Raw genomic sequence first — 15,623 nt, forward strand, 5'->3', positions numbered from 1 at the left:
AATTAATAATTATTTAATCTATAGATCCTGATGCATGATTGAGCCCGCGCTTTTACTGCCAGGAATGCACCATGTCGCTGATCACTCATCCCCACGCACGCGAACTGACCAAGTCGGTGCGCGCTACCGTCCTGGTCTTCAAGGACCCGCGCTCCCAGGAGTTGCTCAGCCGCATCGAGCGCCTGGCGCCGAGTGAAGCCAATACGCTGATCATCGGCGAGACCGGCACCGGCAAGGAGCTGGTGGCGCGGCACATCCATAATCTCAGCCGCCGTGGTCGCGAGCCGTTTGTCGCGGTGAACTGCGGGGCGTTCGCCGAAACCCTGGTGGAGAGCGAACTGTTTGGCCACGAGAAGGGCGCGTTTACCGGGGCTACCAGCAACAAGGCCGGCTGGTTCGAGGCGGCCAACGGCGGCACGCTGTTCCTCGATGAGATCGGTGATCTGCCGTTGAACATGCAGGTCAAGTTGTTACGGGTGTTGCAGGAGCGCGAAGTGGTGCGCCTGGGCTCACGCACGCCGATCCCGATCAATGTGCGGTTGGTGGCCGCGACCAACGTCAATCTGGCGGATGCGGTGGTGGCCGGGCATTTTCGCGAGGACCTGTTTTACCGTTTGCACGTGGCGACCATTCGCCTGCCGCCGCTGCGCGAGCGCCCAGGGGACATCCTGCCGCTGGCCGAGTTTTTCCTCGAGGAATACTGCCAGCGCCTGGGCTACAACCGCGCGACCCTGAGCATCGAGACCGAGCGCAAACTGCTCGAGCACAATTGGCCGGGCAACATCCGCGAGCTGGAAAACTCCATTCACCATGCCTTGCTGGTGTGCCGTAACCAGCGGGTGGCGCCGGCCGATTTGCACCTGGTGGACATGCGCTCTTCGGGTATTCGCCAGGAGCAGGCCAATCCGCTCAGCCATGCAGTCAGTGGCCCGGTGGACCTGGAAACGGCACTGAATGCGCTGTTCGAACAGAATATTCCCGACCTCTACGAACACATCGAAGAGACGATCTTTCGCGCTGCCTACCGCTACTGCCATGGCAATCAGTTGCAGACCGGACGCCTGCTCAATATCAGCCGCAACATCGTGCGGGCGCGGCTGGAGAAGATTGGCGAATTGAGCAAGCCGCTGGCTGTGCAGGAGTGATTGAGTGCGGGTGAAGGATGGCTACCTGTCAACTTTGACAGTAGACGCGGGTGATCGATTGGCGTTTTGATAAAAACGCCTGCTCGGTTGATCGTCATCTGGATCCGAGGGCTGGCGATGCACGGATGAATGTCTGTCAGTTCCTGTCTCTATGGCTGTCCAGCCATGTCGTGGTCATGCAGTGGAACCGCATTGGAAGACATTCCAATTACCTTATCGGGCCAGACTCGCCTACGGCGACCTGCCACCCGGGGTCAGAGGGTTCACTGCGCAGCGGCTGATCGGTCGTTGCAAGGCGGCAACCCGGTACCTGGCCGATGCATGAGGCCTGAATCATGGAGAAGTCTGTCGGTGTGTGTCGCGTGTTGGCCATGTTGGGCCTGGTCGCGCTGGGCGTAATCATAGGCGTGGTTTTTTTTCCGGGTACGGCCCATTCCGCGCCCGCTGGCCGCCAGTCCTGTCCGCCGGATCCCTATGTCGTCGACAAGGTGTATGGGCCAGGCGAGCAAGTCACTCATCGGGGCCATGGGTACGAATGCTGGAAAGATGATGAGGCGCCCCTGGGCCCTGGCAGTTCGGCCTGGTGTCGCCAGGTCGCCTATGAACCGGGCAAACCACAAGGTCACTGGCCCGACGCCTGGAAAGACCTGGGCGAGTGCGGTGGTCCTGAAGGTAATCGACTGACCTTGAGTTTCGCCACCCTGAGCGGCAAGGCCCCCCTGAAACCGGCGGTGCCCGGCGTGTCGCGAGCCGATCAGGTGTTGACCGGGGTACTGCGCTGCAAGGCCGAAGAGATCCCGATCAGCATCAAGGCCAATGAAACCCTGCATCTGGATCAACTCAAGGCCTGCGATTATCAACTGGTGATGAATGTCGCCGACGGCTTCGTTCCGCTGAACACACCGCACATCGTTTCCTTCAAGCAGGACGCGGGCGAAGAGCAGACTGTCGAGGTCAAATACCGGCCACCGGTGGAGGTTGATAAACTCCATGGTCTGCCCGGGATCAAGATCGAATTGTTTGCCCAGGGCCTGATTCAGCCTCGGCAAATGGCCATGGGCAAGAACGTGCTGTATGTCGGATCCAGCGCGATTCCTTCCTATGTGTATGACGGCAAGATCGCCGACATGATTTACGCCTTGCCCCTGGATGCAGCCGGCAAGCCGACCGCCATCCACGTGATCGCCAGCGGCCAGGAAGAGCCCCATGGCGTGGCCTGGCGCGACGGTGACCTGTACTACTCGACCACTGGCGGGCTTTATCGCCTGCGCGATGCCGATAACAACTACAAGGACCCCAAGCCTCAGTTGGTGGTCAAATTTCCCCCGGATGCCAAGGGGTTTCCCCTGCCGCCGCTGTCCAGCGGTTCCAACACCCGTATCTGGCACATGAAACATCCGTTGCGCTTCAGCCCGGTGGCCAGTGATAAATGGCTCTACACCGCTGTCGGCATCCCCTGCAACCTGTGCATGATCCCCAAAGACAAAGACCCGCGTTATGGCACCTTGTTGCGGTACCCGCTGGACACCGTGGATGAGGACGAGAGTGACGAGGATAAGGATAAAAAGTGGGAGATCCTCGCCTCGGGTGTACGCAATTCAGTGGGCTTCGACTTCAACCCCAACACCGGCAAAATATGGTTCAGCGACAACAATCGCCAGGGTTTCGCCAACCCTGATGAAGTCAACAGGATCAGCGCTGACGGCCAGCATTTTGGCGTGCCCTATCTGTTCGGCAAAAACACCCCCGGGTTCACCCAGGAGGAGTACCAGAACCCAGGAGTGATCCAGCCTCCGCTGGTGCCGGGCGCGATCGTCTCGGACAAGCCGTTGGACGATATCAACCCTGATCAATACGTGGCCCCAGCCTTCGAACAGGGGACCAACACCGCGCCACTGGGGGTGATGTTCTGGTACGGCTATCCCGGGCCCGATGGCCGCGAAACCCCGCGCCTGCTGGTGGCCCTGCACGGCACCGGTTCTAGCGCAGTCCCCGGCATGAACGTGCAGATGCTGACGATTCAGGGCGGCGATCGAGTGGTTAATCAGATCCCGCTGATCAACGGTTTCGTCCAGGATCCGGATAAATTCGATGTGTACTGCCTGGACAACTCCTGCGTGGGTCGGCCCACCGAATTTCTGGCATTGGGCGATGGCAGCATCCTGATCAGCGATGACGTTGCCGGGGTGATTTATCGCATGCGCTACGACCCCAGCGGCTTGCCGCCGACCCAATTGACGTTGCGCCCCTCCTTACCGCCGCCAGGCTACGAGAAGGAGATGATCAGTGGTTACCTGACCGGCCCCGATGGCAATCGTCGCCTGGTGCAAGTCTCCTGGAACCCGGCGGACAGCGAAGCCAGTATCTTTCTCGAAGGTTTGCCCTATGGCGAATACCAACTGCGGCTCAATGATGTGAGGGACTGGATTCCGCAGGTGCGCAATTCCGTCTTCACGTTGTCGGCGACACATAAGACCCATGTCATCGACCTGAGTTACCGCGAGCGCCCGGACAAGCTCGAAGTCGAGGTGACGATCAAAGCCCCGGCCAAGCCGGCGTCGGTCAGCGACGCGCAATGGCACCTGAGCCTGGTCAACACTGCCAAGCCGACAGAGGAGCCCAAGGTGATCCAGGTACCCTGGGGGGAGAGCACCACGCAGATCCTCAGTTACGGCAAGTACCAGGTGATTTACCCGTTCTACGCCAAGGCCAAACCTGAGCCGGAACTGGAAAAGGTGGACATTGACGAGTCCAGCGAACACCACCAGCTAACGCCGATGGCTTACCGGGTGCTGGACAACCTGGGCGAGACGGTGCTGGCCCAGGCCTGTACCAAATGTCACTCGATGGAGTCTTTCGCCACCCAGCGCATGGCCACAACCTGGAGCGCCGCGGGGCTGGATGCGCTGGTCCGGCAGATCAAGAGCATGCCGGTGGCCGGGCATTGCGATACGACTTGCGCCACGGAAGTCAGCACGCACCTGTTCGACGTGGTCTGGGCACCCTTTCTGAAGCCGGGTGAGTCGCAAGGGGTGCGGCAGTTGCGTCTGCTGACCGCGGATGAGTATGCCGCCACTGTCATGGATGTATTGGGGGTAGAGATCAACCCCGAGAAGTTGCCGGCCGACAAGTCGGAAACCGACTTCAAGTACCCCGGCGAGGCCAGCAAGGGGATTCTCCAGGCCGAAGACGTCAAGCAGTTCTACGACATGGCCCTGTCGGTGGCCAACGAGGTGACGCCGGCGCGCCTGCGCGTCCTGGCACCGTCGAAGATGGGGGCGGATCTGGTCACGTCGCTGGGCTTGCAGTTGTTCCGGCGTCCGCTCAGCGACGCCGAGCGCGAGCGCTATCAGACGCTTTACGAGGAGCAGGAGGCGCCGGGGCTGATTGCCGCGCTGTTGCTGTCGCCTAACTTCCTCTATCGCTCTGAACTGGGCGTGAGCACCACGCGTGACGGCACGGTCTATCAATTGACACCGTACGAGGTGGCCACCGCGCTGTCTTACGGGTTCCTCGGCACCACTCCGGACGAGGCGTTGCTGGCCAAGGCGCAGCGCAACGAACTGCAGACCGAGCTACAGATCGGCGCCGAGATCGAGCGCATGATGCGTACGGAGCGCGGCATCGCCCAGTTCAACCGGTTTGTCAGTTACTACGTCAAGACCGAACGTGGCGTGCAGGAAAAACCCGGGTTGAGCGCGCAGATGATTCAGCTCATGGCGCAGGAGCAGTACCTGCTGAGTCGCAACCTGATGCTCAACAACGGCACCTTCACGGAACTGTTCACGCCGCACTACACCTTCCTCAATCAGGCCCTGGCCGCGCATTACGGGATCGCTGGCGTGACGGGCAATGACATGCGCAAGGTGACGGTCGATGACAAGCGTGGCGGCCTGCTGCACCTGGGCCTGACACAGGCGGCAACGTCCGACTACCAGGCCACCTCGCTGGTCAAGCGCGGCATCATGATTCGTGAACAGATGTTCTGTCATGAGTTCGGCGCGCCGGTGGAACCTGACCCGACCGATCCGACCCAGCCGCCACGGGCCATCACTACCCGCGAGTATTGGGACTCGGTCAACGGCGAGCAGGCATCCGGTGGACGTTGCTGGCAGTGCCACCAATACATGAACGACACCGGTTCCTCGATGGAGCATTACGACGCGGCCGGGCGCTATCGCCTTGAGGAGCGAGCCCATAACTACAACCAGTATCCGCAGATGTTGCCGATCAAGGCATCCGGTCCCTTCCTCACGGCAACTGGTACTGAGCCGATCAATGATGTGCGCGATATCGCCAACATTGTTTCGCGCAGCCCAACCTCGCAGTTCTGCATGGCGGACAGTTATTTCCGGTTTGTCTTTGGCAGTAAATCCGATGTCTCGACGTCGGGCACCGTCAAGGCGGTCGCCGACGGCCTGAAAACCTCAGGCTCGCTGGCCGAGATGCTCAAGGCATTGGGTACGTCCAAGGCGTTCATTTACAAGACCGAGAGGAATTGATCATGGATCTTCTTAAAAGTCGTCGGCGTTTTTTGCAGGGCCTGGCTGCTGTGAGTGTCTATGGTTCGTTGAGCCCTTTCGGTCTGTCGCGCATGGCGCTGGCCGGGCAGACGGAGCAGGCGAAGCTCAAGGTGGTATTTGTGGTGGTGCCTGACGGTCTGGCGGTGGATTCCTACACCGGCGGCGGTTTTGGTGATGGGCGCGGGCTCTGGCACCCTACGGCCCAGGACGTGGACACCAGCGCGTTCACCCTGAATGAGATCAGCGCCGAGCTGGCCGCCTACCGCGATCAGTCGTTGTACCTGCGCGGGATTATGCTGGGCCCGGGTAACGTCGGACACAGCGGCTGGAACTGGGTATTGCGCGACACCAAGTCCAGTCAGTCGTCGATCGATATCCTGTTGGGCAATCACTTGCCGGGCACCGAGGCTTCTCACCGAAGTCTGTTTGCCGGGCCCCATGCCGGCGTCGACGGCACGCCCTGGTTCGTCTCCTTCCAGGACAAGGCGATTCGCACCCCGTATCGCGATCCGGTGTTAATGGCCGAGGCCTTGTTCAAGGCGCCGGTGCGCAAACGCAATCCCGATGGCCGACCGCTGCGCAACCGGTCATTCCTGGACATGGCATTGCTCGATACCCGCGAAATCCTCAGCAAGCTGTCCGGTGCCGAGCACCAGAAGCTGGTCACCCATCTGGACTCGGTGGAGCAGGTGATCAAGGACCTCGAGATGGATCAGCCGCCCATCGGCGAGTGCAAGCCCGTGACCCTGGAGCCCCTGGATTTTCGCTCGGCTCGCGATCGTACTCAGGTTCAGGCCAACCATCATCAGGTGGTGGCCACCGCCCTGGGGTGCGGGATTACCCGGGTCGCAACGATACAAATCGGGCGCTCGGCGGAATCACTGAACATCGTCGACGTCAGCACCACCAGTAATCCCCATGATTGTGCGCACCGCTATTCCGGGGAACCGTTCTGGAAGGGTACGCGGCAATGGTACGTGCGCCAGGTCAAACGGTTTATGGATGAGCTGGCCCGTTATCAGGACCCGCATGTTCCCGAAGACAGCCTGCTCGACCATACCCTGGTGGTGCTGACCAGCGAGATGGCCGACGGTGCGCCGGAGCATATGATCGACATGCCGATGGTGCTGATGGGCGGTGCGAGTGGCTTGCTCAAGAGCGGCGATGGCGATGGACGCTACTTCAACATCACCGGCCAGGCCGATCGGGATCATCACTCGGGCAATCCGGTAATCGGCAAGCGTTTCGTCGACATGCAGCGGATCTGGGCGACCGTGGCCAAGGCAGCGGGTACTACGGTGCCCTATGAGGGGAATATCGAGCCGGTGACGGGGATTTTTACCAATGTCTGAGGCTGCGTTTTTCGCGGATCTTGTGAGCGGCCGCGGATCCCTGTAGGAGCTGGCCAGCGATGCGCAGTGTCAGGCGCTGCCGAGGGTGCATGTGTCGGCCTCTTCGCGAGCAGGCTCGCTCCATCAGGGGACTCTGTGTCCATGAAAGTCATGTGGATGCCCGGTCTAGAGCCTCGCGCCAACACATGTTTCAGCCCTGAAATACTTTAGTCGTAAGTTATCCGTTTATATCTTGTAGGACGATTCTGACTTTTGTATATTCGGTCACGTTTACGTAAGCGTAAACGTCAGTGCAAGTGTGTCCGCAGCGCCATAACCAATAAAAACAAACAAGGTTAGAGGGCTCCACATGTCACCAGAGTTTGTCTTGGAAACCCGCGGCCTGACCAAGGAGTTTCGCGGTTTCACCGCCGTCGACTCGGTCGATCTGCGTGTTCAGAAGGGCCATATCCATGCCCTGATCGGTCCCAATGGGGCCGGTAAGACCACGGTTTTCAACCTGCTTACCAAGTTCCTCCCGCCCACCCGTGGCGAAATCCTCTACCAGGGCAAAACCATCACCCGTCTCAAGCCCAACGAGATTGCGCGCCTGGGCCTGGTGCGCTCGTTCCAGATCTCGGCGGTGTTCGGCCACATGAGCGTGGTGGAAAACGTGCGGGTGGCGCTGCAGCGCAAGCGCGGTGATTCCTACCATTTCTGGAAGCCCGAGAGCAGCCTCGATTCGCTCAACGAACGCGCCATGCAGATGCTCGAAGAGGTGGGCCTGGCCGACTACGCCCACACCCAGACCATCGAATTGCCGTACGGCCGCAAACGTGCGCTGGAACTGGCCACCACCCTGGCGCTGGACCCCAGCGTGCTGCTGCTCGACGAACCGACCCAGGGAATGGGGCACGAGGATGTGAACATGGTCATCGAATTGGTACGACGTGCGGCGGTGGGGCGCACGGTGTTGATGGTGGAGCACAACTTGAGCGTGGTCAGCGAGCTGTCCGACCGCATCACCGTGCTGGCGCGCGGGGCGATTCTGGCCGAGGGCGACTACGCCAGCGTGTCGGCCCATCCGCAGGTGCGCGAGGCATACCTGGGCAGTGAGGCGGCAGTGCAAGGGGCCCACGCATGAGCAGTCTGCACACCCCTGAATTCGAACAACTGCGCATCGCCGACCTGCACGCCTTCTATGGCGAGTCGCACATCCTTCACGGTATCGACATGCAGGTCCGCCGTGGCGAACTGGTGACCCTGCTGGGGCGCAATGGCTCCGGTCGCTCGACTACGCTGCGGGCGATCATGAACATGGTCGGTCGGCGCACCGGCTCGATCATGGTCAACGGCACCGAAACCATCGGCCTGTCGGCGCACCTGATCCCGCGTCTGGGCGTGGGTTTCTGCCCGGAGGAGCGGGGCATTTTCGCCAGCTTGAACGTCGAGGAAAACCTGCTGCTGCCGCCCAATGTGCGCAGCGATGGCATGAGCCTGGACGAAATCTACGAGATGTTCCCCAACCTCTACGAACGCCGCTTCAGCCAGGGCACGCGACTGTCCGGCGGTGAACAGCAAATGCTGGCGATGGCGCGAATCCTGCGGACCGGGGCCAACCTGCTGCTGCTCGACGAGATCACCGAAGGCCTGGCCCCGGTGATCGTGCAAAAGCTTGGTCAGGTGCTGATCAAGCTGAAAAACAAGGGCCTGACCATCGTCCTGGTGGAACAGAATTTCCGTTTTGCCGCGCCCCTGGCCGACCGTCATTACCTGATGGATCACGGCCAGATCGTGGAACAGATCAGCGCTGCTGAACTGGACGCCAAGCAGGAGCTGCTGCACAGCTGCCTGGGCGTCTGACACCCGTTTTACCCCGAGCATCATGCAGGTCGCCGAGGCTTTCACCTCGACGGCACGGGGCCGCTTTGCCTGGAACAATAAAAATAACGTCGGACAGTGGGGTGATCTACATGAAGGTTTTTCAGCAAACAGCAAGCGCCATCCTGGCTTCCAGCCTGATCGCCGGCGCGGCCCAGGCGCAGATCAGCGACGATGAAATTCGCATCGGTTACCTGGCGGACATGTCGGGCACTTACCGCGACCTGTCCGGCCCCGGTGGCCTGGACGCGTTGAACATGGCCATCGAGGATTTCGGCGGCCAGGTCAACGGCAAGAAAATAGTGGTGTTCAGCGCCGACGACCTGAACAAACCGGACGTCGGCGCCAACACCGTGCGCCAGTGGGTCGATGAGCGTAACGTCGACATGGTCACCGGCATGGTCGCCTCCTCGGTGGTGCTGGCCGCCAGCAAGGTGGTCGAGCAGTCCGGCAAACTGGCGCTGATTTCCGGTGCGGCGGCGTCGAGCCTGACCAACGAATTCTGCTCGCCCAACCATATTCACTGGACCTACGACTCCTACGCCCTGGCCAACGGTACGGCCAAGTCGGTGCTGGCCGACGGCGGCAAGAGCTGGTTCATCATCACCGCCGACTATGCCTTCGGCCATGCGATGGAAGCGGACATCACCAAAGTCGTCGAAGCCGATGGCGGCAAAGTCGTGGGCAAGGTTCGTCACCCGTTTCCCACCAACGACTTTTCCTCCTACATCCTCCAGGCCCAGGGCTCCGGTGCCGAGGTGATCGCCTTCGCCAACGCCGGTGCCGACACCGTCAATTCGCTGAAGACCGCCAACCAGTTTGGCGTCGCCCAATCCGGGCAGAAGCAGGCGGGCATGGTGGTGTTTCTCAACGACATCCACGCCATGGGCCTGGACGTGACCCAGGGCCTGATGCTGACCACCGGCTGGTACTGGGACATGAACGACGAGAGCCGCGCCTGGGCCCAGCGTTACCACAAACGCACCGGCAAGATGCCGGGCATGGTGCCGGCGGGGATCTACTCGGCGACCATGAACTACCTCAACGCGATCAAGGCCACCGGCAGTGATGAAGCACAAACCGTGCGCACGCAGATGATGGCGACGCCGGTCAACGACATGTTCGCCAAGAACGGCAAGATCCGCGCCGACGGACGCATGGTCCACGACATGTACCTGGTGCAGGTCAAGACCCCGGCCGAGTCCAAGGGCGAGTGGGACCTGTACAAGATCGTGCGCACCATCCCCGGCGACGAGGCCTACCGCCCGGTGGCCGAGAGCAAGTGCAAGTTGCTCAGCCAAAACTGACCGATGCATGACTGATAGCGCGTGCCCGGCGGCTGGGTTGCCGGGCATCAGGGTCTTTCTGTGGGTGATGAATCATGACTTTGATATTCGGTATTCCCCTGGCGGTGATGTCCGGGCAGTTGCTCCTGGGCCTGATCAACGGCGCATTCTATGCCTTGCTCAGCCTCGGCCTGGCGATCATTTTCGGGCTGTTGCGCATCATCAACTTTGCCCACGGCGCGCAGTACATGCTCGGCGCGTTCACCGCGGTGATGGCGCTGAACTGGCTGGGCGTCAACTACTGGATGGCGCTGGTGCTGGCGCCGCTGCTGGTGGGGGCGGTCGGCGTGCTGATCGAGCGTTACCTGCTGCGGCGTATCGCCGGTGAGGATCACCTCTACGGCCTGCTGCTGACCTTCGGCCTGGCGCTGATCCTTGAAGGCTCGTTCGTCAAGCTGTTCGGCGTGTCCGGCTCGGCCTACCCGATGCCTGAGCAACTGAAGGGCGGCTACAACCTCGGCTTCATGTTCCTGCCGACCTATCGCGCCTGGGTGATCGTTGCCGCGTTGGCGGTGTGCCTGGTCACCTGGTACATGATCGAACGCACCCGGCTTGGCTCCTACCTGCGCGCCGGCACCGAGAACCCGAAACTGATGCAGGCCTTCGGCATCAACGTGCCGCTGCTGATCACCCTGACCTATGGCTACGGCGCAGCCCTTGCGGCCTTTGCCGGCGTGCTGGCGGCACCGATCTATTCGGTGACCCCGACCATGGGCGCCAACCTGCTGATCGTGGTGTTTGCGGTGGTGGTGATCGGCGGCATGGGCTCGATCATGGGCGCCATCGTCACCGGCCTGGCCATGGGCCTGATCGAAGGGCTGACCAAGGTGTTTTATCCAGAAGCGGCCAACACCGTGGTGTTCCTGGTGATGGTCCTGGTGCTGCTGCTGCGTCCGGCAGGCCTGTTCGGAAAGGAGGCATAACATGACAAGTCTGCAGATCAAACCAGAGGCCGTACGCCAGCCACCGCAAGTGGTGCTGGAACGGCAAAAGGCGGCAACCCGGCGCAAGCGTGGCTTCTACCTGGCACTGTTCGCCGTGGCGCTGGTGGCGCCGGCGGCGATCTACCCGGTGTTCCTGATGAAGTTGCTGTGTTTCGCGCTGTTCGCCTGTGCCTTTAACCTGCTGCTGGGTTACGCCGGCTTGTTGTCCTTCGGGCACGCGGCGTTCCTCGCCACCGGTGGCTACGTCACCGGATTCCTGCTGACCCAGTACAGCGGTCTCGACACCGGCCTGGGGATCATCCTTGGCACCTTGAGCTCTGCGCTGATGGGGTTGGTGTTTGGCTTGCTGGCGATCCGGCGCCAGGGCATCTACTTCGCGATGATCACCCTGGCATTGGCGCAACTGGTGTTCTTTCTCTACGTCCAGGCGCCGTTCACCGGCGGCGAAAACGGCCTGCACGGGGTGCCGCGTGGTGAGTTGTTCGGGCTGCTGGACCTGAGCAACAACCTGACCATGTACTACTTCGTGCTGGCGGTGTTCGTGTTCGGCTTCGCGGTCATCCAGCGCACCATCCACTCGCCTTACGGCCAAGTGCTCAAGGCGATTCGCGAGAACGAGCCACGGGCCATTTCCCTCGGCTACAACGTCGACGCGCACAAGCTGCTGGCGTTCGTCATCTCGGCGGCGCTGACCGGCCTCGCCGGTTCGACCAAGACTGTGGTGTTCCAGCTGGCGTCGCTCACCGACGCGCACTGGCACATGTCCGGCGAGGTGATCCTGATGACCCTGCTCGGCGGTGTCGGCACCATCCTCGGTCCACTGGTGGGCGCCACTGTGGTGGTGACCTTGCAGAGCTACCTGTCCAACGGCCCGCTGGGGGAATGGGTGCACGTGATCCTGGGGATGATTTTCGTCCTCTGCGTGTTGCTGTTCCGGGTCGGCATTGTCGGCTGGGTGCTCAAGCTCAGCCGGCGCAATTTCTAGAACCTGATTTGCCGCTGTAGGGAGCCCACGCAGGGTGCGTGGGTGTGCTGCACCACAACAATAAAAAAGAGAGCCTTATGTACGTCAAACGATCTGTCCGCATTGCCCAGTTGTCCGGTATGGCCGGGGTCATCGGTGTCTGCGCCCCAGCGTCCGCCGACTTCATCAACGACAGCAAGGCCAGTGTGGAGATGCGTAACTTCTACATGAACCGCGACTTCCGCCAGGCCAACGCGCCGCAAAACAAGGGCGAGGAGTGGGCCCAGGGTTTCATCCTGAAGATGGAGTCGGGTTTCACCGAGGGCACGGTGGGTTTTGGTGTCGATGCCCAGGGCCTGCTCGGGATCAAGCTCGATTCAAGCCCGGATCGCGCCGGCGTTACCGGCTTGCTGCCCCAGGGACCGACGTCCAGGCGCGCCCCGGACAACTACAGCGAACTGGGTGTGACCGGCAAGGTGCGGGTGTCCAAGACTACCCTCAAGGTTGGTACGCTGATGCCCAAGCTGCCGGTGCTGGTGCCCAACGATACGCGCCTGTTGCCGCAGACCTTCGAGGGCGGCCAGTTGACCTCCATGGACCTGGACAACCTGACCTTCAACGGCGGGCGCCTGACCCAGGTCAGCCAGCGTAACTCCAGTAACCGCGAAGACATGACGGTGATGAAAGGGCCGCGCCGCAACATCGTCACCGGCGCCAATGCGACCACCGACCAGTTCGATTTCATCGGCGGTGACTACAAGTGGAGCAACGGCCTGACCACCGGTTATCACTACGCCCACCTGGAGGATCTGTACAAGCAGCACTTCCTGACCCTGAGCCACACCTTGCCAGTGACCGAGGGCCAGTCGCTGAAGTCCGACTTGCGCTGGTCGAGTGCCACCGATGACGGCAATAGCAACGTCGACAACCGCATGCTCGGTGCGATGTTCACCTACGCCCTGGGTGCTCATGCGTTTGGCCTGACCTACCAGAAAATGAGCGGTGACACCGGCTTCGCCAACGTCAATGGCGCCGACCCGTACCTGGTCAACCTGGTGCAGATCAACGACTTCGCCAACCAGGACGAACGCTCCTTCCAGGCCCGCTACGACTTCAACTTCGCCGGCGTCGGCATCCCGGGCCTGACCTTCATGACCCGTTACGTCAAGGGCGACCAGGTCAACCTCGGCGCCGCACCGGGGGACGGCAAAGAGTGGGAACGCAACACCGACATCGGTTACGTGATCCAGAGCGGTGCGCTGAAAAACGTCGGGATCAAATGGCGCAATGCCAGCTATCGCAGCAGCTTCGCCAGCGACATCGACGAGAACCGTTTGATTGTCAGCTACAGCTTGCCGCTGTGGTGACAGGGTAGGGTTTGGCCGGCGAATGTGTTGAATGCGCCGGCCCCATCCCGAGCAGCGGGACGCCGCCCGGGCTGGTCCTGCAGGAGATTTGTGGTGGATGCATGATCTGGGGCCGTCAAGGCGTGATTGCGGCAGCTTTGATGGCATTGGCCATCGCACAATGCTCGACAATCGTTGACTCATCGACGAAGTCGCTATTGATGATGGAACACCGACTGATCCAGGGCACGCTGGGGTGAAACCAGATGTCCAGGTAGTGCTTGATGTCGGCGGGGCCAAGCAGGGAATAGCAGGTTGCCGACAGCGACCAGGGAAAAGTGCTGGAGACCGGCTCCTTGTCCAGGGTGCGGGCAATATGCAGGTACAGGTCCTGGGGGCTGGTGAAGGTGCTGTCCTTCCATTTGTGGCTGATTCTCGGCCAGAACAGTGTGCGGTCCAGGTCCAGCGAGCCGCTGGCGGCGAGCATCACCCGGCTGCGTGTGCGGGTGCGCTTGAGTTCGCCGACCGACAGGTCGGCGAGGGAGTGGGCAATGGCGTGAGGCCCCAGACGATCGGCCATCAGGTCGCTGAACGTCTGGTAGGGGAAGGGGTGTTTACCATCGCCCAACTGGTGAAAGTCGAGCATCAGGAACTCCCCGGGATTTTCCGTGATAAACGCCAGTACGGCCTCCAGCAATTCATCGAGGAGTCGTCCGGAGCGGCCGCCGTTGTGATGAAAGTAAAAGCGCTCGCCCTCCGCTCGCAACTCGTAGCCAATCCGAATATCAAAGGCCCGAACCCCCTGCGCCAACTGGAACGCAAATGAATCGTTCTGACAGGTTGTCCAGTTGCCGACAATCGGGCCGAAGTAACGTGCTTTTTTGTCCATTCCGCAGTTATGCGCGCCAGGCCATATTATGTCCGTGAGCTTGAGCGTTTCAATGCCGATCACTTCACTCATCCAGGAAGACTTGTTGATGTAAGCAGCGGTTGGCTGTGCCATTGAATGTCCTTGGTTTTGCAATTGGTTAGAGCGCTGGATGTTAATTCAATGCTTGGGTGTTGGCCGTTCATGCCGTGCTCATTGGACGGTGGGAAGAGTCACTTCTTTTCGTAGTGCATTGATAGTAGTGCTGTTTCGATCTTGGAAGTTGTGCGGGTTGGGGTTAGTCTTGCCCTCGTTCCGCCAACTGACTGGCGGATGCACCTCAATGAATTAAAGGAATAATCCATGAGTGAACATAACGAGTTACCAGATTTTTCGTATGAGTCGCATTACAAACATACGACCCATGACTGGATGAGCAATGTAAATGCCATCGATAGTCTGACACTCGGCGAATTGGTCTTGCCGGGTGCGCACAACGCCGGCGTCGACAAAAAAGCCGACTACGTGGGCCCCGGCGTCGTCCACTGGGCTGCGTGCCAAAACAACGCCTTTCTCACCCAGTTGAATAATGGTGCGCGGGCCCTTGATCTCAGGTTGGAACAGGACGAAAAGGGCAACTTCTGGTGTCAGCACAATGGCTGGCGTTCATCGCGGGCCCTGGAAGACTTGATCATGGCTGTGGATCGCTTCCTGACGAACAATCCGGATGAATTTATCGTCCTCGACTTCCATGAAATGAGTACCCGCAGCCGACGTTTCGAACTCGCCGAATTTAGCCGATTGATGTTGACGCACTTGGGGACGCGCATGATTCCCACCCGCAACAGTTATTTGACATTGGGCCAGTTAAAAGAAATCAGCGGGCTGCAGAGGGTGATGGTGGCGACCCCGGATGGCCTTGACCGAGAGTATTTCAATTACAAAATCAGCCACCAATGGTCGGGCATCGGCAGTGCCAGTACCGATGATCTTCAGCGTTTCATCAGTCAGGTGATGCAAAGTCCCCCCAGGGAGTACTTGCCCTGGTCGCTGTCAGCCACGAGTTACTCCCTTGCTGAAGGTCCCAGAGATATAACGAGAACCCTGAATGAATGGTTCGACCCCGCACGTTCTGACTGGGCTTCCAAATGCAGCATTATCAACGTCGACTTTTTCGAGGAGTCGGATCTGGTGATGTTTTGCCGCTCGGCGAGTATTGCCAAGGCCAACGCCAAACGTGCTGATTTTTCGCCTGCGGACGGTGTTCCGAAGTAG

At 60.4% G+C, this 15,623-nt stretch carries 11 protein-coding genes; 10 read left to right on the plus strand and 1 reads right to left on the minus strand.

Going from position 1 to position 15,623, the window contains the following annotated elements:
• The first annotated feature begins 71 nt into the window (after positions 1 to 71).
• From NR126_RS12460 to NR126_RS12500, 9 genes are all read left to right on the plus strand, one after another.
• Positions 72 to 1,145 carry a sigma-54-dependent Fis family transcriptional regulator gene (locus NR126_RS12460; protein ID WP_027616290.1) on the plus strand — a complete coding sequence of 358 codons (1,074 nt, stop codon included), beginning with the start codon at positions 72 to 74 and terminating at the stop codon, positions 1,143 to 1,145.
• Positions 1,146 to 1,480: 335 nt separating this feature from the next.
• Positions 1,481 to 5,647 (plus strand): DUF1592 domain-containing protein, encoded by a 4,167-nt coding sequence (locus NR126_RS12465; protein WP_105754626.1) that lies wholly within the window; start codon positions 1,481 to 1,483, stop codon positions 5,645 to 5,647.
• 2 nt (positions 5,648 to 5,649) lie between these two features.
• Positions 5,650 to 7,020, plus strand: coding sequence for a DUF1552 domain-containing protein (locus tag NR126_RS12470; protein ID WP_027616292.1), 1,371 nt, complete (start codon positions 5,650 to 5,652; stop codon positions 7,018 to 7,020).
• Between the two features lie 349 nt (positions 7,021 to 7,369).
• Positions 7,370 to 8,143 (plus strand): ABC transporter ATP-binding protein, encoded by a 774-nt coding sequence (locus NR126_RS12475; RefSeq protein ID WP_027616293.1) that lies wholly within the window; start codon positions 7,370 to 7,372, stop codon positions 8,141 to 8,143.
• Positions 8,140 to 8,862, plus strand: coding sequence for an ABC transporter ATP-binding protein (locus tag NR126_RS12480; RefSeq protein ID WP_105754624.1), 723 nt, complete (start codon positions 8,140 to 8,142; stop codon positions 8,860 to 8,862). The genes NR126_RS12475 and NR126_RS12480 overlap by 4 nt, the downstream gene beginning before the upstream one ends.
• A 110-nt stretch (positions 8,863 to 8,972) precedes the next feature.
• Positions 8,973 to 10,187, plus strand: a complete 1,215-nt coding sequence (locus tag NR126_RS12485; protein ID WP_256830331.1) for an ABC transporter substrate-binding protein — start codon at positions 8,973 to 8,975, stop codon at positions 10,185 to 10,187.
• A 74-nt stretch (positions 10,188 to 10,261) separates the two neighbouring features.
• Complete coding sequence (locus NR126_RS12490; protein WP_027616296.1) at positions 10,262 to 11,149, plus strand: branched-chain amino acid ABC transporter permease; 888 nt, start codon at positions 10,262 to 10,264, stop codon at positions 11,147 to 11,149.
• Position 11,150: 1 nt separating this feature from the next.
• Complete coding sequence (locus NR126_RS12495) at positions 11,151 to 12,155, plus strand: branched-chain amino acid ABC transporter permease (RefSeq protein WP_256830332.1); 1,005 nt, start codon at positions 11,151 to 11,153, stop codon at positions 12,153 to 12,155.
• 119 nt (positions 12,156 to 12,274) lie between these two features.
• Positions 12,275 to 13,501 (plus strand): OprD family porin, encoded by a 1,227-nt coding sequence (locus NR126_RS12500; protein ID WP_256830432.1) that lies wholly within the window; start codon positions 12,275 to 12,277, stop codon positions 13,499 to 13,501.
• 115 nt (positions 13,502 to 13,616) lie between these two features.
• On the opposite strand, the gene NR126_RS12505 is transcribed toward NR126_RS12500, so the two are convergent.
• Positions 13,617 to 14,483 carry a phospholipase gene (locus tag NR126_RS12505; RefSeq protein WP_256830333.1) on the minus strand — a complete coding sequence of 289 codons (867 nt, stop codon included), beginning with the start codon at positions 14,481 to 14,483 and terminating at the stop codon, positions 13,617 to 13,619.
• Between the two features lie 228 nt (positions 14,484 to 14,711).
• Here NR126_RS12505 and NR126_RS12510 point away from each other — a divergent pair, with 228 nt between their 5' ends.
• Positions 14,712 to 15,623 (plus strand): phospholipase, encoded by a 912-nt coding sequence (locus tag NR126_RS12510; RefSeq protein WP_105754621.1) that lies wholly within the window; start codon positions 14,712 to 14,714, stop codon positions 15,621 to 15,623.

The sequence above is a fragment of the Pseudomonas sp. Pse1 genome (genome assembly GCF_024519635.1).
Lineage (GTDB): Bacteria > Pseudomonadota > Gammaproteobacteria > Pseudomonadales > Pseudomonadaceae > Aquipseudomonas.